At 42.3% G+C, this 22,271-nt stretch carries 11 protein-coding genes; 6 read left to right on the top strand and 5 right to left on the bottom strand.

What is annotated here, in order from left to right; all coding sequences use genetic code 11:
- Positions 1-35 precede the first annotated feature (35 nt).
- From K5Q58_RS15790 to recD, 6 genes are all read left to right on the top strand, one after another.
- The gene (locus tag K5Q58_RS15790; protein ID WP_220754867.1) at positions 36-947 is read left to right on the top strand and encodes a MoxR family ATPase; all 912 of its coding nucleotides are present in this window, start codon (positions 36-38) and stop codon (positions 945-947) included.
- A 5-nt stretch (positions 948-952) separates the two neighbouring features.
- Positions 953-2,020: a DUF58 domain-containing protein gene (locus K5Q58_RS15785; protein ID WP_220754866.1), complete on the top strand. Its 1,068-nt coding sequence runs from the start codon at positions 953-955 to the stop codon at positions 2,018-2,020.
- The gene (locus K5Q58_RS15780) at positions 2,010-4,103 is read left to right on the top strand and encodes a DUF3488 and transglutaminase-like domain-containing protein (protein ID WP_220754865.1); all 2,094 of its coding nucleotides are present in this window, start codon (positions 2,010-2,012) and stop codon (positions 4,101-4,103) included. The genes K5Q58_RS15785 and K5Q58_RS15780 overlap by 11 nt, the downstream gene beginning before the upstream one ends.
- A gap of 837 nt (positions 4,104-4,940) precedes the next feature.
- A complete protein-coding gene (gene recC, locus K5Q58_RS15775; protein WP_220754864.1) occupies positions 4,941-8,669 on the top strand; it encodes an exodeoxyribonuclease V subunit gamma in 3,729 nt (1,242 codons plus the stop codon).
- A complete protein-coding gene (recB, locus tag K5Q58_RS15770; protein WP_220754863.1) occupies positions 8,669-12,496 on the top strand; it encodes an exodeoxyribonuclease V subunit beta in 3,828 nt (1,275 codons plus the stop codon). The genes recC and recB overlap by 1 nt, the downstream gene beginning before the upstream one ends.
- Positions 12,493-14,568, top strand: a complete 2,076-nt coding sequence (gene recD, locus K5Q58_RS15765; protein ID WP_220754862.1) for an exodeoxyribonuclease V subunit alpha — start codon at positions 12,493-12,495, stop codon at positions 14,566-14,568. Before recB ends, recD begins: the two co-directional genes overlap by 4 nt.
- A 231-nt stretch (positions 14,569-14,799) precedes the next feature.
- Here the strand turns inward: recD and K5Q58_RS15760 are convergent, their stop codons facing one another.
- From K5Q58_RS15760 to prpC, 5 genes are all read right to left on the bottom strand, one after another.
- Positions 14,800-15,804, bottom strand: a complete 1,005-nt coding sequence (locus tag K5Q58_RS15760) for an MBL fold metallo-hydrolase (RefSeq protein WP_259651369.1) — start codon at positions 15,802-15,804, stop codon at positions 14,800-14,802.
- Between the two features lie 231 nt (positions 15,805-16,035).
- Positions 16,036-16,629, bottom strand: a complete 594-nt coding sequence (locus K5Q58_RS15755; RefSeq protein WP_259651368.1) for a LysE family translocator — start codon at positions 16,627-16,629, stop codon at positions 16,036-16,038.
- A gap of 144 nt (positions 16,630-16,773) precedes the next feature.
- Positions 16,774-17,994, bottom strand: a complete 1,221-nt coding sequence (gene prpF / locus K5Q58_RS15750; protein ID WP_220754861.1) for a 2-methylaconitate cis-trans isomerase PrpF — start codon at positions 17,992-17,994, stop codon at positions 16,774-16,776.
- 147 nt (positions 17,995-18,141) lie between these two features.
- The gene (acnD, locus tag K5Q58_RS15745) at positions 18,142-20,757 is read right to left on the bottom strand and encodes a Fe/S-dependent 2-methylisocitrate dehydratase AcnD (RefSeq protein WP_220754860.1); all 2,616 of its coding nucleotides are present in this window, start codon (positions 20,755-20,757) and stop codon (positions 18,142-18,144) included.
- A gap of 193 nt (positions 20,758-20,950) precedes the next feature.
- Positions 20,951-22,075, bottom strand: a complete 1,125-nt coding sequence (gene prpC, locus K5Q58_RS15740; RefSeq protein ID WP_220754859.1) for a 2-methylcitrate synthase — start codon at positions 22,073-22,075, stop codon at positions 20,951-20,953.
- Positions 22,076-22,271: the final 196 nt, after the last annotated feature.

The raw sequence follows: 22,271 nt of genomic DNA, 5'->3' as shown, positions 1-22,271 counted from the left end.
ATCACTTTTTAATTTGTTAACTAACGGAGTCCTGAGTGCCAGCGTCAAAACTAAAACAATTATTATCGCAATTAGAAAGTGTATTACTGGGTAAACCAGAGCAAATTAAACTGGCTGTGGCCTGCATTTTGGCTAAAGGCCACTTATTAATTGAAGATTTACCGGGAATGGGCAAAACCAGTTTATCCCAAGCGCTCGCTACCTCTTTAGGCATGAGTTACCAACGGATCCAATTCACCAGCGATATGCTCCCTGCCGACATTCTCGGTGTGTCGATTTATCAGCAGGAACAGCAACAATTTACTTTTCACCCTGGGCCCATTTTTAATCAAATGCTGTTAGCCGATGAAATTAACCGTGCTAGCCCTAAAACCCAAAGCGCGCTTCTCGAAGCTATGGCTGAACGCCAAATCACCTTAGATGGCACCACTCACCCGTTGCCAAAACCTTTCTTTGTTATTGCAACGCAAAACCCTATTGAGCAATCAGGTACGTTTCCATTACCTGAATCACAATTAGATCGCTTTATGATGCGTATTTCTATTGGCTACCCGAATGAGCAAGCTGAACTTGAAATGCTCAAAGGCTTAACTTCACGCAGCGTAGCTGAACCACTGTCTCAATGCTTTACGCCTGATGAGTTAATCAGCTTACAAAACCAAGTTCAGAAAGTGAGCGCATCTGATGCTGTACTCAAATACCTCATTCATTTAGCACAATTTTCTCGCCAGCAGGCTGATGGCAACGGCCTATCTCCCCGTGCCAGTATTGCGCTGTTAGATGCCGCTAAATCTTGGGCGTTTATACATCATCGCAATTACGTGGTACCTGAAGATATTCAAGCGGTATTTCACTGCGTGGCTGAACACCGTATTCGCACGAATAGTCAGTTACAAGGTCAAGCCTTGTCTGATCATATTCTTGCTAGCGTTAACCCAATTAGCTAGCAAGTATGAATAAGAAAGTTGAACCACGAGCAAGTTTTCAGCCAAATCAAAAATGGTATTCACGCTTCATTCCTCATCGAATAACGCGCCGCTGGGGGCATTGGCTTAACAAGCGGATCCCCCCCAACAAACAGGTCACGCTGACCCATAAGAGTATTTTCATCTTACCCAGTGGCTTTGGTATCGCGTGGTTTGCACTTATTTTTGTACTCTATCTATTTGGAACAAACTATCAAAATAACTTAGTCATAGGCCTAAGCTTATTGCTGGCAAGTGTACTGCATACTTGTATTATCTACAGCTATAAAAACCTTGCAGGGTTAACACTTACATCTCAAACACCACCTGAAACTTATGCCAATCAAAATATTGCATTCCCGGTAAGTTTAACCAGCAAAATAAACAAAAATAACAGTCAAACTAGCCATCAACAAATTTGCCTAAACTTTGCTGACCAGCGACATATTCGACTGACAGATGTTGGTGAGTCAATCCATGCAACTATCGCTTTCTCTCCACAGGTTCGTGGCACATTTAATCCAGGGCGAATTCAAGTTTCATCCAATTTCCCTTTAGGTTTGTTCCGCACTTGGACTTATGTTGATTTAGATATCAATCACATCATTTATGCTGAACCGCTCAACACTCAAGTATCGCTCACCAGTTTAGATGACGATAACAGCACAGAATTTGACCACGGCAAATTACAGCCTGGAGTAGACGATTACAAAGGCTTAAAAACCTATGTTGAAGGTGAGTCATTAAAACAGGTCGCTTGGAAACAGTGGGCCCAAGGTCGAGGCATGCTAACCAAAGAGTTTGCGCAACCAGAGGGTAAACCCGTGTGGTTAAGCCTTGATGACACTCGAGGCAATAGCCTTGAGCAAAAACTCAGCAAACTCGCATGGCAAGTCAATGCCTTATCTCAAGGACAGCAAGTGTTTGGTTTAGCCCTTAATCAGCACATCATTGAACAAGACAGCGGCGAAGCACACCGTAAACAATGCCAACAACTCATTGCACTGTTCGGCAACACTAATGAATTAAACAATGGGAGTGCTGATGAAAGCTAAAAAAACAGCACCTCAAAATGCAAGTTTAACGGATTCATTTAACGATAACTTTAATGAAAACATCGGTCGTAATACCCTGTTTTGGTTACTGTTAACCAATGTGTTGGTGTTATCGCCACTTTATCAAGATGCCACGTTGTGGAGTATTGGTATTTGCGCCATTTGCTTTGTTTGGCGAGTGGGTATTTATTTTGGCAAAGTCGCCGCCCCGCCAAAGCTATTAGTCACCAGCCTTGCCATTGGCGCCGCCGCCACATTAGCTTTAGTGTCTAAAGAAATTGGCATGCTTAACGCACTCGTTAATTTGCTACTGCTGGGTTACGCGCTTAAATACATTGAAATGCGTCAAATTCGTGATGTAAAAGTCGTGGTATTAGTAGGCTATTTTCTCATTGCGTTTGCGCTGCTTGAGCGCCAAAGCATCTTAGATACTGTGCATTTACTGTTTGTCTGCGTTATCAACGCCTGCGTCCTTATCAGCGTATATCAACATAGCAGCAGAAAGGTTCACTTAAGCTTTGGTTTAAAATTATTTTTGCAAAGTCTGCCCTTAGCATTACTCCTTTTTGTAGTATTCCCGCGCCTACCTCCATTATGGTTAGCCCCAAGCATGAACAATGCCACTACAGGCTTATCTGATGAAGTTTCACTGGGAGATATCAGTAAACTCACTCGCTCGCCAAGCCTGGCATTTAGAGTCGGATTTGATAACGAGACTCAAAATTTTTCTAAATCACAGCTTATACCTAATCAGGAACTATACTGGCGCGCGTTGGTGATGGAAAACTATGATGGAAAAACATGGAAGCAAGCAAATAAAAGAAAAAATCAACAACTTAAGATTTATGGGGAAAGACCTAGCAGACCACGTCCCCAAGGGCCTGAGCTTGATAACCCTTTAAATTATCAGGTAATTACCGAACCCACATTTCAAAAATGGCTTTTTGGCTTAGACCAATCCTTCTCTCCCACTGAGCAAGTGGTAGAAATGAGTGATTTTCGCTTATTCTCATTACGTAATGTAGATCAACGTTTTAGTTATCGAGTGACCTCTTATCCTAACAGCAAACTTGAAGCTGAATTACCACCACTGACCAGGCGGATTAATTTAACTCTGCCAACTAAAACCAATCCTAAAACTCAAGCGCTGGGGCAGCAATTTGCCAAGGAATACCCTAACCCCGTTAATCGCATTAACGCAATGATGCGTTATTTTACTGAACAACCGTATTTTTATACCTTAAGCCCACCTCCTATCGGCGGCGATCAAGTGGATGATTTCTTGTTTGAAAACAAAGCGGGGTTTTGCTCTCATTACGCGTCAGCATTAGTGTTTATGGCACGTTCAAGTGGTATACCGGCTCGTATGGTTGCTGGCTATCAAGGCGGTGAGTACAACCCTAAAGCAGGTTATTACAGTATTTATCAGTACATGGCTCATGCATGGACCGAAGTCTGGTTTGAAGGACAAGGCTGGGTTCGTTTTGATCCAACGGCTATGATAGCGCCTGAGCGAATATTAGATGGTTTTGATGCCATGTTTACCGGCCAAGATAGCTACTTACAAGACAGTCCGTTTACCAGTTTGAGATTAAAAGAAATCCCTTGGCTTAATGATATTCGACTGCAACTAGCAAGTTTGGATTTTTACTGGAGCGTCTGGGTACTTGGCTTTGATGGAGAGCGCCAGCAACAAGTGCTCAGTGAATTACTTGGTGATGTAAATACCAGTAAAATGATCATCTTAATGATTATCAGCTTTAGCCTTATAGCGTTAGTGATTGCCTACTATGCGGGTGTGTTTAATTTAAGCCCCAAACAGGACCCAATCATCAAACGCTATAACCTTATATGCGCTAAGTTAGCTAAAAAAGGTTACCCACGTGAGACCATGCCACCACAAGCATTTGCAAACTTTGTACATCAAGTGCTACATCAAGAGCAACCGCAATTGGTATTCGATTTTGAAAAAATGACAGAACACTTTATTGCACTTCAATATCAGCAGTTAAGTGATAAGCAGGTTGAACAACATCAAATCTTGTTTAAGCGCTACTTTAGGAAAGTGAAAATGGGATTGTAGGGTTAACTTTTTAATTTGCTCATTTAAATGAGATTAACGTCGTGGTGCTTCGCCCACACCAGACCAAAAGGGTATCAACAGCAATACCCTCTTGGAACACCCCGCTGCCCCTAAGAAATTTTCTGAAAAGCGAAATATTTCAATGGGGATTTTCACAGCGTCAAACTTCATTTTTAGCCAACCTCGTCAATCGGCAAAAAACACTAACGCTTACGATGGGGCGTCCCTTCCCCTCGAAAGCTAGCCAGACATCCATGTCTGGGCTCACGTAATTTTCTTGCTTTCCTCAATTCACATTGAACATTTTGGCCTTTAAAAGATGTGTTTTTCTAGCTATGACAAACGAGGCTGCAGGCTCAAAATTCTCCGTTTGAAGTGCCCGAATGCTTTGAGCTAATTTGCGTGATGGAGGCAGGAAACCGACACAGCCTAAGATTGAGCCAGGGATGGCGAATCTGAGGCGGTAGTAAACTCGCTAATTTAGCATAAGGAACCACACTTCGTCGGAGCGGCAAGGGATATCGAAAAGGGAAATGCTGTTGTTTCCCTTTCGTCACAATTTACAAAAGAAGGGGCGAAGCGCCACGACCTTTATCCTAATTCAAACAAAGTTTGGAAATAAAGGTAAAATAAGTTGAAGTAGAAGAAACGAAATCTCTTACCTCTTTAACCTGCCTTATCAGCTCCCCTACTAACCAAACTATCACAAATCAAAGCAAGCAAAACTCTTCCTATTTGCTTGCTATTTTATCGTTTAACCCCGCTATGTTATAAAAGCCTTTCAAACCTAATAACAACCTCTTAGAATGGTTTTTATCATCAGTTGCCGAGTCAGTAATGCTTAGATTAATTCAATCGAATCAGATGGAAGTGCTATCTGAACAGCTTTCCAAAATGTTAGCCATTCCCCTTGATAATGCTAACTTGCTGGCTAACGAGCATGTGCTAGTCCAAAGCCCAGGTATGTCGACTTGGCTGCGTTTAGAAGTCGCTAAATACAATGGTATTGCAGCGGCCCTTTCCTTCCCGCTTCCATCTAGCTTTACTTGGCAACTTTGCCATGAATTATTGCCTGATGTGCCCAAAGATAATGCTTTTACCAAGGCGGCCATGACGTGGAAGTTAATGGATTTGCTGCCAACTTTATTAACAGATGAAGATTTTGCGCCACTAAAAGCGTACCTCACTCCTGAGTTAACGACCGATTTTACAGGCACTAACCTAAACTTAGATCCTTCTGCGGTAGAAGCAGCACAAACACATACCCCTACAAAAGATAGCTTAAGTATTTTATCGGCCCAGCATCAACAGCATTTTGATGCGATGAAGCTTTATCAATTGTGTGGCCGTATTGCCGATATTTTTGACCAATACTTAGTTTATCGCCCAAGTTGGATCCTTGGTTGGGAGCAAAACGAGCACCCGATAAAACTGGAACAAAATCAGTTATGGCAACCTAAGTTGTGGCGAGCATTAATTGACTACAATCAAAACACCATCAAGGGTAGCCATTATCATCGCGCCAATTTACATCAAGAATTGATTTCAGCGCTGCAAAACCCTCAAACGGTTATCGGCTCATTACCAGAGCGGTTATTTGTGTTTGGTATTTCATCCATGCCACCGCAAACCCTTGAGGTGCTTTACCATTTAGCCGAACGTATCGAAGTTATCATGTTTTCATTAAGCCCTTGCCAGCATTATTGGGGCGATATCGTTGACCCTAAAGCTCGCGCTCGTATGGCGCTGCAATACGCTGATAAAAAACAGTTAGGTGAACTGTGGGAAGAAAAGTTAGAAGTCGGCAATCCCATTTTAGCCAATAACGGCAAAATGGGACGTGAACTTTTAGATTTAATGCTGGAGTTACCTGCTGAGCACACTGACTTTAGCTACGATTGTTACATAGAACCAGAGCAATCCCCTGATGAGCTAAACCTACTTCAAGGTTTGCAGTTCGACATTTTACAAATGGAAACATTAGGCCAAGCATTAGGGCCAGATGCGCATTTTTATCAAAATGCTGAGGCGCGAAGAAGTCTTAAACCAACTGATGATTCGATTACTTTAAGAAGCTGTCATAGCCCGCTACGTGAAGTTGAAACCCTGCACGATCATTTATTAGAACTCCTTTCCAATAAAGACAATAGTGACAGCTTACTGCCTAAAGATATTGTGGTTATGATGCCTGATGTTGCAGCTTATGCGCCGTACATTGATGCAGTTTTTGGCACAAGTAATAGCCAATCAAGCTCTTTACAAGGCGCGTTAAAAGGTACTCGTCAAAGTAACTATTATATTCCTTATGCCATTGCAGATAGAGGCGCTGCGCAAGAGTCGCCACTAATTAATAGTTTCTTAAATTTACTTAATATCAATCAAAGTCGTTTTGGCTTAACAGATATCATTAGTATTCTTGAAGTGCCCGCTATTTTACGCAAGTTTCAACTCGATGATGACGGTTTACAGCTCATCAGGCGCTGGTTAGATGACGCCAATGTTCGTTGGGGGCGTGATGAACACACTCGCCTGCAACAAGGTGTTCCTGGTTTTAAACAGAACTCATGGGCATTTGGCATTAGCCGTCTTATTCAAGGTTACGCTTTCAACGACGACTCATCGATTTACCATGAAACCTTGTTAGTAAAGGGTGTTGAAGGACAATCTGCGCAAACCTTGGGTTACTTACTTAACTTTTTAGAGTCCATTGATGAGTATCAACTGCAACTTGCGACCACCTGCCCGACACTTGAGCGCATTGAACAGCTTTATCAATTACTCGATGTATTTTTTGAAGCTGATGACGATGAACGCGAACAAGTTCAAACCATCCGTGAAGCATTAACAGCATTAAAAGAAGAGTTAGAAGGCGCAGGTCATCATGGCGAGCTTGATATTGAAGTGCTTAAACAGTGGTTCAATCAACGCTTAAATGAATCAAGAGTGGGTCAGCGATACCTTGCAGGTAGCGTTAACTTTTGTACCTTAATGCCAATGCGATCGATTCCATTTAAAGTGGTGTGTTTATTAGGGATGAATGACGGTGTTTATCCTCGAGTCCAGCATCCTGTGGGCTTTGACTTGATGGCGCACAATGGCGCAATAAAAGGCGACCGATCTCGTAGATTAGATGACAGATACCTCTTTTTAGAAGCGCTTTTATCAGCAAGGCAGCAGCTTTATATCAGTTACATTGGCCACTCAGAGCGCGATAATGCCGAGCGAATTCCGTCGATGTTAGTGTCAGAGCTTATTGAGTATTATCAACTGTGTTACTTTGCCGATTATTGCTTCACCGAAGGTTCAGACTCGACTCTACGGTCAAACATCAGTAATGACGCTGCCGACCAAGCTATTATTGAGCATTTGATTGTTCAGCAACCGCTGCAACCTTTCGATGCGAAACTATTTCAGTCTGAGATTTCTGACTCGCCATTGCAGCAATCTAGGTTACAACAAACTTCTTTTCAGCAAAGTTATAGCCATCAATGGTGCCCGCCTAAGTTTAATGATCCATTAACAGCGCAATGGCAATCGGCATTTATCGACTCTGCTAAACCTATTGCTGTGGATTTACAATCAGATTTAGCCGATGCAGCGACAGAACATCAACTTACTCTTGAGCTATCTGCTTTATTGCGTTTCTTTAGAAGCCCTGCGCAGTTCTTTTTAAATCGTAGCCTTAAAGTCGACTTTAACCTGCGTATTCAGGCCGACGATAATGATGAACCTTTTGGTTTAGACTCGCTTGAGCGTTACAAGCTGCAATCCGCTTTACTCGATAGCGCTATTTCAAATCAGTTAGAACATGCAGATATTGAGTTTGTCGCCAAGCTAAAAGCTAGCGGTTCATTACCGATGAAGCCTTTTGATGATTTGCTACTCAATCAATATCAAAAAGATATCGCACCACTCATTGGCCGTGTATTGTATTTAACTGCTGAAACTCAAACCACTGAAGTGGATGTGGATTTATCCTTTAACGACATTAAATTAACGCCGCAACAAACTATCGAAGTCAATTTGATTGGCCGCATTGATGATATTTACGCCAAGGGCCAAGTGAACTATCGCCCTGGGACTGCTCACGGCCGGGACTTTTTGCGGGTTTACTTACGTCACTTGTGTTTAAACGCGGCTGGAGTAGAGAAAAACAGTTACCTGCTGGATATAGGCCATTTTCATGCCTTTACTGCCATAAAAACTGATGCAGCACAGCAACTGTTGCAACTGTTTATTCAAGCTTATGTTAACGGCCAAGCACAGCCTCTTTGCTTTATGCCCCGTACTGCCCTTGCCTACGTTGAAGCCGAAGGTGAGCACGATGAAAAACTCCATGAAGCCCAAAGCCAATGGATTGATGAACAAACCGAGTTTGGTGAAGGAAACGATCCACACAATAAACGTTTATTTAGCTTCCCAGAGGATTTCACTGAGCAAGGATTTGGCCATACAGCCATGCAACTACTTAAGCCAATGCTCAGCGTGTATCACAAAGGCACCTTGGCTGACTTAGATGAATACATCAATGAAACCGTATCGACTAGCACTGAGGGCAATCAATAATGGTCACAGTAACCAAATTAAATCCCCTCACCTTGCCTTTTGTGGGCAGTAGCTTAATTGAAGCCAGTGCCGGTACAGGTAAAACCTATACCATTTCAGGGTTATATTTACGTTTGCTGTTGGGTGATGAAAACAACGCGCCATTAACCTGCGAACAAATCTTAGTGGTGACTTTTACCAATGCGGCCACCGAAGAGCTACGTGACCGTATCCGTAAACGGATTCAGGTGGCCTTTAAATGTTTTATTGGCCTAGAAACTAACGATGAGTTTGTCAAAGCGCTTTATCAGCAAATACCTGAATCTGAACGTGCAATCGCATTAAGACGATTAGATTTAGCGTTAAAGTCATTAGATGAAGCCGCCATTTTTACCATTCATGGTTTCTGTCAGCGGATTTTGTCAGACATGGCGTTCGAGTCATCATTGCTCTTTGAATCTGAATTTACCCTAGATGACAGCGAGTTTTTACACCATGCGGTAAGGGACTTTTGGCGTGAAACCTGTTACCCATTGCCACCCGTATTAGCCCAAGTGATTGCCAATGAATTTGGCAGCCCTGATGATTTAGCCAAACAACTAAGGCAGCTATTAGGTGCAACGCAAGCTAAAACCTCATTTATAGCCAAAGACTTTAATAAGTTAACCAATGAGCTTATTCAAAGTTTATCACGCTTTAAAATGCGCTGGGCAGCCGACAGTGAAACAGCACTGACATTACTCCACAGCCTACCGCTTAATGGTGCCCGCTTTGGTAAAAAAGCCGATGACTACCCTAAACTTGCAGCAATGTTTGACCGCTTAAGCAATTGGGTCAAAGCAGATTATGGTTTGCCGCCAATTAAAGAATTAGAAATGCTGGCACTGTCAGGTCTTAAGCTCAATAAAGGCGGCACGGTACCAACGCCATCTGAAGCGCCACTATTAGATCATATTGAGCGATTGTTTGATTTAATAAATCAAATCAAACCCGCATTTTTAGTTCGGGCTAAAGATGGAATAAAATTACGTTTTGCGCTGCAAAAAGCCCAGCGTAATTTGATGACCCCAGATGATCTATTAATTACCTTAGCTGGCGCACTGAATTCTGCGCAAAACAGTCAAGCTGCTGAATCACAAGCATCACAAGAGGCTGAGTCTTGCGTCTCGCAGCAGCTTGCTAACGCCATTGCCAGCCGCTTCCCGGTCGCCTTAATTGATGAATTCCAAGATACCGATCCGCTACAATTTGCGATTTTCTCGGCTATTTATCAGGAGCAAGAACAATTAGATAAACTCAGTTTGCTAATGATTGGCGATCCTAAACAAGCGATTTATGCCTTTCGCGGAGCCGATATTCATACCTATATTCAAGCCCGTAAGCAAACCCAAGCCCATTACAACCTTGAAACCAATTACCGCTCATCAACTGCGCTAGTAAAGGGTGTAAACCAGTTATTTAGCCAACATGACGACCCGTTTATTAGTGATGCGATTCCTTATGATGTAGTCAATACGCCAAAAAGTGCTGACAATAAAATACTCACCGAAGCAGAAACTCACGCTGCAGCACTGCGCATAAAGTTACTGGGTGAAGATGACTCCGGATTAAATAAAACCACTGGCCGTAAAGTATTAGCCAATGATGCCGCCAGTGAAATTAAGCGGCTATTAACTGAATCCCAAGATGGTCAGTGTTTTACGGGCAATGGTTTTACGGACAATGGTTTTACGGACAATGGTTTTACGGAAAATAGCTCAAATGGCAAATCAGCCAAACCGCTTATTGCTAAAGACATAGCGGTACTGGTGCGCGACCGAAACGAAGCGGCTGTCATGAAAAAAGCCTTAAGCGACCGTAATATTGGCGCAGTATTTTTAAGCCGTGATAGCGTCTTTAAAACCCAAGAAGCCTTTGAGCTTGCGATTATATTACGTGCTTTAGCTACCCCAAAAGATGAGCGCAGCTTACGCAGCGCCATGGCAACCGAGTTAATGGGCTATAGCGCCCAGCAAATTCATCAATTTAATCAAGATGAAGAACAGCGCCAAGATTTATTAGATAAATTCGCTGAGTGGCATCAACTGTGGAATCGTCACGGCATTATGCCAGCACTGCTTTCCCTCGCCAGTGAAACAGCACTCATCAAACGTTACTTAGCCAAAGGGAATGTGAATGAGTCAAAAGCAATCAACGAAACTGAAAGTGGCGAGCGCCGCTTAACCGATTTTCGTCATCTATCTGAGCTGTTACAACAAAAAGCCACCGAGCTTGATGGTAGCAGCGCCTTAATCAATTGGTTTGAACAACAACTGATTGATGGTCAAGGGAGCGACGAGCAGCAGCTTAGGCTTGAAAGCGAGCAAAACTTGGTACAAATCGTCACGATTCATAAGAGTAAAGGGCTTGAGTACCCAGTATGTTTTGTCCCCTTTATCAGCTTAGCCCGAGATAATCGCCGAAAACCCACACCAATGCTTTACCATCAAAACGACCAATTAATATGGGATGTAGAAGCCACTAAAGAAGGTTGGGAGCAATATAAACAAGAAAATCTTGCCGAAGATTTACGCTTGTTATATGTGGCGCTCACCCGCCCTGTTTATGTATGTTACTTATACATCGCCAATCATAGCCGTATGTTAAAAGCGGGCATTAGTAGCCAATTATTTGAAACTGCCATCGGTTATTTATTGGGTATCACCAGTAAAGAGTGCGACTTTGAGCAGCTCAAATTAAAAGCACAATCGCTTACGAAAGATAAAGCTGGCAATGTCATTAATGCAATTAGTATTACTGAAATCGATGCCATCGATGAGTCAGCGCTTATCAATATTGATAACAACGACCAAGACCTTGCTCCGAAAACATTAGTGCGCGATTACCATACGCCTTGGCGAGTAGGCAGTTACTCAGGGCTAGTGAAGCATTTAGCCCATGAAAAAGTGACCCCAGGGGCAGACGATGAAGACTTCAGTCAAGAAATACAACCACAGTTTGAACCAAGCAGTGATATCAATCCGTTTGATACTGAAGCTCAAGAAGATGCCATTAACCGTTTTACCTTTGAACGCGGTGCCAATGCCGGTAGCTTTATGCACTTGGTATTAGAGTTATTTGACTTCACCAATGCCGATAATGAATTACCAGATGCGTTAATCAAAGCGATGGATCAATACGGTTTTGATAAAGAGATTTGGACAGACACCTTATTTGATTGGTATCAGCAAATATTGCATACCCCACTATTAACGGGTTATCAGCAATGCGATCAACAATTGCTTACTCCGCAAGGGATGCCGCTGACCTTAAGTGAGTTAACTGAAAAGCAAAAACTGGTGGAGATGGAGTTTTACTTACCCATTAGCCGATTAAAGTCGGAGCAATTAAACCAACTGTTAACCCATTACGGTTATGATGCAGGGCTTGAATTTGATGAGCTACAAGGCATGTTAAAAGGCTTTATCGATTTAACCTTTGAATATAATGGTCAATATTACATAGCCGATTATAAATCGAATCATTTAGGTGACGACTACCAAGATTACAATATCGACGCCATGAGCAAAGCCATCAGTAGCCACCGCTATAACCTGCAATATATCTTGTATACCTTAGCGCTCCATCGTTACTTGTCATTGCGCATGCCAACCTATGACTATCAACGTCATATTGGCGGCAGCTTTTACTTATTCCTACGTGGAATGAGCCCTCAATCGCCGCAATCTGGAGTGTTTTTCGACAAGCCACCTCAAGCGTTGATTGAGCAATTAGATGTACTATTTAATGCTTCAATTGATCTAAGTACTTCAACAGAAGCGAGAGCATCAATGGAGTCTGCATCATGAGTCAATTACTCCATCTCAGCGCACCAATAAAAGATTTATTAAAACACTGGCAACAGCAAGCACTAATCACCCCCCTTGATCGCCACTTCGCTTTGGAAATGGCCAAAGTTCAAGTTGAGGCTAAAATTTCACGCCAAACAACTCAAGTCGATAACGGCTCAAACGGTGATTTTTTACTGTTTATTTGCGCCCTATTAAGCCAGCAACTATCAAGTCAGCATAGCTGTTTAGTGATCAACGATATCGATTTGGCTAACCCTTTTTGCGAGCAACAAGCTTTGTGCAAGCTAACGCTCGACCACCAGCAATTAGCCAATGCCATTATCGACTTGGATTGTGTTGGTGAGCCCAATGATAATAAACCACTTATTTTTGAACATGGGCGTTTATACCTTAATAAGTACTATCACTTTGAAACCGAAGTGGCTAACCGCCTAAATCAAATGGCAGCGATTAACTTAGATATTGATTTATCAGCTGGCTCTCAAGTATTGCCCGCTTATTTAAATGACTTATTTGATGAAGTAAATCCAAGCTCTACAGCCCCGATGATCAACTGGCAAAAAGTGGCTACCGCCACTGCTTTAACGAAAGCCTTAGCGGTGATTACGGGTGGCCCTGGCACAGGTAAAACCACTACGGTGACTAAGCTTTTATTGCTTCTGCTGACTCAATCATCATTAACCATACGCTTAGTCGCACCAACGGGGAAAGCTGCAGCAAGATTAAGTGAGTCAATTAAAGCGTCAAAATCCCGTTTACTTGCTCAAGTCAGCCAAACCGGCAAACCAGAGTTAATTGATGCGCTAAATAGTATTCCCGAAGAAGCTGCTACCTTACACAGGTTATTGGGGGTTATTCCTAACTCCCATGCTTTTCGCCATAACAAAGACAACCCATTGCGATTAGATTTATTGGTGGTAGATGAAGCCTCGATGGTTGATTTACCTATGATGCATAAGCTGTTAAATGCATTGCCAAATAAAGCCAGGTTGATACTTTTAGGCGATCAAGACCAGCTAGCCTCTGTTGAAGCTGGCGCAGTCTTAGCCGATATTTGCTCGGGACTTGCCAATACGGCTGTTAGTTCAACAGCTAACCCAGAAATATCCAACGAGCAATCACAGCCTTGGCGAATGCGTTATTGCGCCAAACAAGCTGAATTACTTCATCAGTTAACAGGTGAAGATACCCATCAATTTATTGATCAAACACCGATGATTGGTGACAACTTATGCATGTTAATGCACAGCCACCGCTTTAAAGGTGATGCGGGGATTGGCTTGCTGGCTAAAGCGGTTAACACTGTCGATATCAATGGTATTCGCCGTGAGTGGCAACAAGGCCATCAAGAACTCACATGGATTGAGCACCTGCCTGAAGGCCAAAGCTTACAGTTACTGCAATTGTCTGTTGCGGCTTATAGCGAATACTTGCAAATGATCCTCGATAATCAATTTGCTTATCAGCAGAATTCTGATTCTGGTTCACGTGAGGATATTCATCAAGCGATAGACATTATTGATAGCTTCAATAAATTCCGTGTTTTATGTGCCATGCGCTCAGGTGAATTTGGCGTCGATGGAATTAACCTTGCAATTACCAATGTACTTAAGCAAAACCGTTGGATAAAGCCAAGCCAAGAGTTTTATCTAGGCAGACCGATTATCATCCAGAGTAACGATTACAACCTGGGCTTGTTTAACGGTGACATTGGGCTAATTTTACAAGATGAGCTTAAACCTGAGCGGCTTATGGCTTACTTTGTCAAAGCTGATGGTAGTTTACTTAAAGTGCAACCCGCTCGCTTGCCACATCATGACAGCTGTTTTGCGATGACCGTACATAAAAGCCAAGGCAGTGAGTTTGAAAAAGTAGCCTTCGTTTTACCACAAAAACCCAGTAATGCTCAGTGGCAACTGCTCACTAAAGAGTTGGTATATACTGCCATTACAAGGGCTAAACAACACTTTATCTGCTTAGGCTCACCTTATGTATTCGAAAAAGCCTGTAAGCAAGTGACCTCAAGAGCATCAGGATTAGCAATGAGGTTATGGGGAGAGGCTCGTTAGCAGATTGGTATTCATCTAACAGTTAACTGATAGCTGTTAGTCTCCCCCAAATATCATGCAAGAAATAACGAAAGGGAACCCTATTCCTTTCGTTATATTAGGTGAACTATTAACAGTGACTGTGAAGATGTCATTTAGATTTATTTAAGTATGCTCAATGTGAGTGCCTTTTCTTCAAATGAATAAAATCATCATTAAAGTCAATTCTGTAGCCTTTTCACTTTAAGCAACCTATTGAGTAAACCAGCGAGCAGCATTACTGATTGCTTTTTGAAAACCGCTCATTGGCTTGATGATAAAGTGCTCCATAGTCACTTCCGTTGGCTCATCCAATGATTGTAAAATCGTATTCAGCTGCTGTAAGTTTTTTACCGTTAAATCAAGGTTTGCTTCATTAGGTTGGTATGTTGAGCCAATAGGATAGTACTCCCCTAACTGCGCTTTCATTTCAATATGAGCACCAAGTATCGCACTCACTTCATGGGACTCAGCAAACTGGGTTAATCTAGCAATACTTGAGCGATATTCATCCCAATTTTTAACATAAATATATCCTGGGTATAAAGTATCTCCAGTCAATAGCCATTTATTTTTATCGTCGTAAAAAGTTAATGCTTCTTCTTGATGGCCAGGAGTGGGGAATACCGTAATATCTCTGCCTCCAAGCGCAATGGTGAATTGCCCTTGTGGCCATTTATCAAACTGATAAAACTGCTGTACAGCTGATGATGAAGGCATAACTAGATGTGTATTTTTTTCCCCTTCAAAAGATTTATCACCTTGATAATGATCACTATGCCCATGAGAGTGAACGATAATCAGCTCCTTGTTGGCGATCATATCGCTACCCAATATTGTTTGTATTTCTTCATAAAAACTAAAATCAGCGTCACGATTAAGTGCACCGGTATCAAGTATTAACACTTTATTTTCACCGACTAAGATATATATAAACGGCGCTTCGTATGTTAAACATTTATTTTGACGGACAATATAGCTGTTAGGATCATACTGATAAACCTCATGTGCTGGCTGATTATCAGCATTACAATCCAACGCGCCATGAGCCCAAGTGTGACCATTGAATATTGATATTGGCTGAGTTTGCTCGGTATCACTTAAATGTATGCTTGATTGAGCAGAGCATCCTGACGTGATGAAAACTAAAACCATTAATAACACTAATGTCAGCCAAGCTTGTCTAGTAGGGGTAAAGTCCTTAATTGAAGACCTCATAAATTCACCGTCCTTGAAAAATGATTTTAAACTCAGGCTAAATACATAGCTAAAATACCAAAGTTCAGCTAGCTATATTGTTAACAGTAAAAGCTATTAAGCTTAGGAAGCAACAGAACTAGGAATCATCACTAGAGCATTAAGTCATTTATAAGTGATGTTTGTTATTCAGTAAAATCTAATAATGTAAGAAAAGGTTTTAGATTTTGTCGTCCCCCCCCACTGCTAGGCTTATAAATATTGTGAGTAAATTACTGAAAGCACCATTAACAGAGCAAATGACACTCTGATTATCCTTGCCAGTCTCGGATGAGTAAAAAGTGGTTTTATTAAACGGCCAAATATTAACCACAAGCTATCAACGACCATAGCAATTAACATGCAAATTAGGCCTGTAGAGATATAACTTATCCACGACAGTTCAAACGGCAATAAGAACTGTGAGAATATTGCTAAAAAGGCTGCGTAAGCTTTGGGGTTAATAAGGTTCAGAATAAAGCCATCTTGAAAGCTAGGAGCATGATGTATTTCTTTATCAATAACCAAGGGCGCCGTTGCAATTTTGTAGGCAATAAAGCAGAAATATAGTCCACCGATAGTTTGGCAAATCACTTTGACATTGGGATAAACACTAAGCAGCGTGGATAACCCAAGAGTTGTAACTATAATGGCTACTAACAACCCTAGCAAAATCCCCATAAGAAATGGCGTACCTTGCTTTATACCAAAGGTTGCCCCTGTGGCAGCAAGTGCGATAGGTACTGGACCTGGCGAGCCTAATAATAAGGTTGTGGCAAGCATAAGAGAAGCAATGGATTCTATCAATTTCTCACTCCATGGGATTTATAAAAGATAGCTAAATTTTGACAAAATAAAGGCTAGCAAAGGGCATTTGCTAGCCTTCTATTATTGATAGCCTAAAGATCTAGTTAACAGTACTAGTTAATAATTAGGAACAGCCTTGGTTAATTAAAAACTATTTTCAGGAATTCTTACCCAGCCTTCCATTAACACCCTTGCACTACGGCTCATACTGGCTTTGTTCACTTGCCAGTTACCATCAACCATTGTTGCCTCTGCGCCAACCTTTAGCGTACCGGACGGATGACCAAACACCACTTGAGTACGTGGAGTGCCGCCAGCAGCTAAGTTCACTAATGAACCTTCTACAGCCGCTGCAGTACCAATCGCCACAGCAGCAGTACCCATCATGGCATGATGAAGTTTACCCATAGATAAGGCACGAACTTGTAAATCAATATCTGAAACTGTAATTGATTTTCCGCTTGATGAGGTGTAATCACTAGGGGCTGAAACAAAGGCAATTTTTGGCGTATGTTGACGACCCGCCGCTTCATCAATGTGATTAATTAACCCCATTTGCACAGCCCCATGAGCACGAAGCATTTCAAAAAAAGCTAAAGCGTGTGGGTCACTATTGACGTCATCTTGCAGTTCATTACCTTGATAGCCAATATCTGCAGCATTAACAAAAATTGTCGGAATGCCAGCATTAATCATGGTGGCTTTCACTGACTTAACGCCCTTTTCGCTAAACTCTGGAATAGATTGCGGCAATATCAGCTCATCAACCACATTACCTGTTGGGAACATCGCCGCGTCAGCATCAGCTGGTGCCATAAATTCCACAAGCACTTCGGCTGCAGGAAAAGTAACCCCATCGAGCTCAAAGTCACCGGTTTCTTGCACTTCACCATTTGTCATTGGTACGTGAGCAATGATGGTCTTGTTAATATTGGCTTGCCAAATTCTCACTACTGCAATGCCATTTTGTGGAATACGGCTCGCATCAACCAAGCCGTTTGAAATGGCAAATGAGCCAACCGCTGCAGTTAAATTACCGCAATTACCACTCCAGTCTACAAACGGTTTATCAATGGCCACTTGACCAAATAAATAATCTACATCGTGATCAATTTGAGTGCTTTTTGATAAAATTACCGTTTTACTGGTACTGGATGTTGCCCCGCCCATACCGTCGGTTTGTTTACCGTATGGATCAGGGCTACCGATCACTCTAAGTAATAATGCATCACGAGCAGCACCCGCTACTTGAGCCACTTTTGGCAAATCAATTAGATTGAAAAAAACGCCTTTACTGGTGCCACCACGCATATATGTGGCGGGTATTTTTACTTGTGGAGCATGCGCCTGTTGTTGCGTAGACATACCAATTCCTACTCATTTTATTCTTATAAAATCTATAAATCATCAATGGATGTATGGGACTTAATCGCCCCCAACATTACCAAATACCAAGCGCGAGAGATCTTATTCGCGCTTATATCATATCGTCTTTGATTTAATAGCTACTGATTACAGATTACTTTCAAGAAAGTCTTGAGCAAAGCGCTGTAAAATACCGCCAGCTTCATATACCGATAGCTCTTCAGCAGTGTCTAATCGGCACTTAACAGGCACTTCAGCTTGTGAGCCATCACGACGATGAATAACTAATGTCATCATAGCCCCAGGGGTTCGCTCACCCACCACATCAAAGGTTTCGCTGCCGTCGATTTGATATGTATGACGGCTTTCACCATTGATAAATTCAACAGGTAATACGCCCATACCGACCAAGTTAGTGCGATGAATTCGCTCAAAACCTTCAGCGACAATCACTTCAACACCCGCTAAACGAACGCCCTTTGCTGCCCAGTCACGACTTGAACCTTGGCCATAATCTTTACCAGCAATGATCACTAATGGCTGCTTACGATCCATATAGGTTTCTATGGCTTCCCACATACGGCTTATCTTCCCTTCTGGCTCAATACGCGCGTATGAACCTTGCTTAATTTGGCCATTGTCTTGGACCATTTCATTGAGCAGCTTAGGGTTGGCAAAAGTAGCGCGTTGAGCGGTTAAGTGATCGCCGCGATGCGTCGCATACGAGTTGAAGTCTTCTTCTGGTAAACCCATTTTATCAAGGTAAGCACCCGCTGCACTATTGAGCATAATCGCATTAGATGGCGATAAATGGTCAGTGGTAATGTTGTCACCCAATACCGCTAATGGACGCATACCCTTCATAGTACGCTCACCTGCTAATGCGCCTTCCCAATATGGGGGACGACGAATATAGGTACTTTGCGGACGCCACTCATATTGCGGATCAATCTTAGGTGAAGAGCCCTCTTGTGAAGAACCTGTGCCATAGTCCACTTTAATATCAAACATTGGCTCGTACACTTTACGAAATTGCTCAGGCTTAACGCTTTTAGCAATCACTGCATCGATTTCAGCATCTGATGGCCACAAGTCTTTTAAGCGAATGTCATTTCCTTCACTGTCTTTGCCCAATACATCTTTTTCGATATCAAAACGAATAGTTCCGGCGATAGCGTAAGCAACAACTAATGGCGGTGATGCCAAGAATGCTTGTTTCGCATAGGGATGAATACGACCATCGAAGTTACGGTTACCAGAGAGCACTGCGGTGGTGTATAAATCGCGCTCAATAACTTCTTTTTGAATAACTGGGTCTAATGCGCCACTCATACCATTACAGGTGGTACAAGCAAAACCAACAATGCCGAAACCAAGGGCTTCAAGTTCGGTTAATAAATTGGCATCTTCAAGGTAAAGTTGCACCGCTTTAGAGCCTGGTGCTAATGAGGTTTTCACCCATGGTTTGCGAGTTAACCCTTTAGCATTGGCATTACGTGCAATGAGACCTGCTGCAATAACGTTGCGCGGGTTTGAAGTATTAGTACAGCTAGTGATTGCGGCAATAATACAGGCACCATCAGGCATTAAGCCTGCTTCATTTTCAACTTCACCACTGATGCCTTTTGCAGCTAAGTCACTGGTTGAAACACGGCGATGTGGGTTCGACGGGCCAGCAATGTTGCGACCTACTGATGACAAGTCAAACTTAAGCACACGTTCGTATTCAGCATTGGTGAGCGTATCAGCCCATAAACCATTAGCTTTGGCATAGGTCTCTACAAGCTTAACTTGTTCATCATCACGACCTGTCAACGTTAAGTAATCAATGGTTTTATCATCGATATAGAACATTGCAGCTGTAGCGCCAAATTCTGGGGTCATATTAGAGATGGTTGCGCGATCGCCTAATGTTAGGTTTGCTGCGCCCTCACCGTAGAACTCAAGATAAGTTGATACTACTTTTTGCTCACGTAAAAACTCAGTAATCGCTAACACAATATCGGTGGCAGTGATACCAGCTTGACGCTCACCCATCAACTCAACGCCCACGATATCAGGTAGGCGCATCCATGATGGACGACCAAGCATAACGCTTTCAGCTTCTAGGCCGCCCACACCAATTGCGATAACGCCAAGCGCATCCACATGGGGCGTATGGCTGTCTGTACCTACTAACGTATCAGGAAATGCCACACCTTCTCGGGCTTGTACCACTGGGGACATCTTTTCTAGGTTAATTTGATGCATGATGCCGTTACCAGGCTGGATCACATCAATGTTTTCAAATGCCGTTTTCGTCCAATTAATAAAATGGAAACGGTCATCATTTCGTCTATCTTCAATAGCGCGGTTTTTCTCAAAGGCATCTTTTTCAAATCCTGCATGCTCAACAGCCAATGAATGGTCGACAATTAATTGAGTTGGTACCACGGGATTTACTTTAGATGGGTCACCGCCTTTTTCAGCAATAGCGTCACGTAAACCCGCTAAATCAACTAATGCCGTTTGGCCTAAAATATCATGACAAACTACACGAGCTGGGTACCAAGGAAAATCAAGATCGCACTTACGCTCGATAATTTGCTTAAGTGAATCGGTTAGCGTTTCTGGTGAGCAACGTCTTACTAGGTTTTCAGCATATACGCGTGAAGTGTATGGCAGTTTTTCATAAGCACCTGGCTTAATGGCGTCGACTGCAGCTTTGGTATCAAAATAATCAAGATTGCTACCAGCTAGGGGCTTTCTAAAATTGGAATTCATAATCAATCCGTTGTTATTAATGGTTAACAACTTTTCTAATCGCTTACTGTGTTTTACTGAATGAAATGCAGATCGTTTTTGTTTTTATTGAGGCATATTCAGCAGTGAAGTAACGATAAAAAGATGTAAAACAAACTAATTTATTCGCGTTTAAATAAACAAAAGGCTGACGGATTCCGTCAGCCTTTACGCTTTATCGTTCACTAATTGGCGTTACTGTACGAGGCTCTGAACCGGTGTAATCAGCACTTGGTCTGATAATACGGTTATTAGTACGCTGCTCCATAACATGCGCAGCCCAACCCGTTAAACGAGAACATACGAAAATAGGCGTAAACAACTTGGTTGGAATACCCATGAAGTGATAAGCCGAGGCATGGAAAAAGTCAGCATTACAGAATAGTTTTTTGCTATCCCACATGAACTCTTCACAGGCAACAGAAATATCATAAAGACTGGTATCGCCATGTTCATGGGCAAGTTTTTCTGACCACGCTTTAATAATCACATTACGTGGATCTGAGGTGCGATAAATGGCATGCCCAAATCCCATGATTTTCTCTTTACGCTCTAGCATGCCAGCCATTTGAGTTTTAGCATCTGCTGGTGAGGTAAACTTTTGGATCATATCCATCGCCGCTTCGTTGGCGCCACCATGTAATGGACCACGAAGTGTACCGATAGCACCAGTAATACATGAGAACATATCAGATAATGTTGATGCACAAACACGAGCGGTAAAGGTTGAAGCGTTAAACTCATGCTCAGCATAAAGGATTAACGAGACATCCATCACCTTACGATGTTGCTCAGATGGCGTTTCACCACGAAGTAGCTTTAAAAAATGACCGCCAATGGTGTCTTCATCTGTAACACAGTCAATTTCAACGCCGTCATGGCTAAAACGGTACCAGTAACACATGATGGCAGGAAAAGCGGCAAGTAAGCGATTAGCAGCAGTATTTTGCTGAGTAAAATCCATTTCTGGTTCTAAATTACCTAAAAATGAACAACCTGTGCGCATCACATCCATTGGGTGTGCATCTGCAGGAATACGTTGTAGTACTTCTTTTAGCGCTTGTGGTAAATCACGCTGAGCGTTTAGTGCCGTTTTGTAGGTTTCTAGTTGGTCTAGTGTTGGCAGTTCACCGTTAAACAGTAAGTATGCGACTTCCTCGAAGGTGGCATTTTCAGATAAATCAGCCACATCATAACCGCAATAAGTTAAACCAGAGCCTGATTTACCCACGGTACATAATGCTGTTTCACCTGCGCTTTGACCTCGAAGGCCCGCGCCACTTAATTTCTTGTCTACCATAATGATGTCCTATTCTTTTATGTTTCTGCTATTTTTCACATATTCGATAAATCAAAGATGCTTATTATTTATTAGGTCCTGTTAACACTTACTTCATTACTCTTTCTAACTTATCTGCTTGCTAAAAATTGTCATTGTCCCAAAACAATGTTTGGCTAATTTTTATACTGACGTTTTATACCAACAATTAGCGCAT

This window comes from Shewanella sp. KT0246 (assembly GCF_019654955.1).
Lineage (GTDB): Bacteria > Pseudomonadota > Gammaproteobacteria > Enterobacterales > Shewanellaceae > Shewanella > Shewanella goraebulensis.
This window is presented reverse-complemented; position numbering and strand designations above follow the sequence as displayed.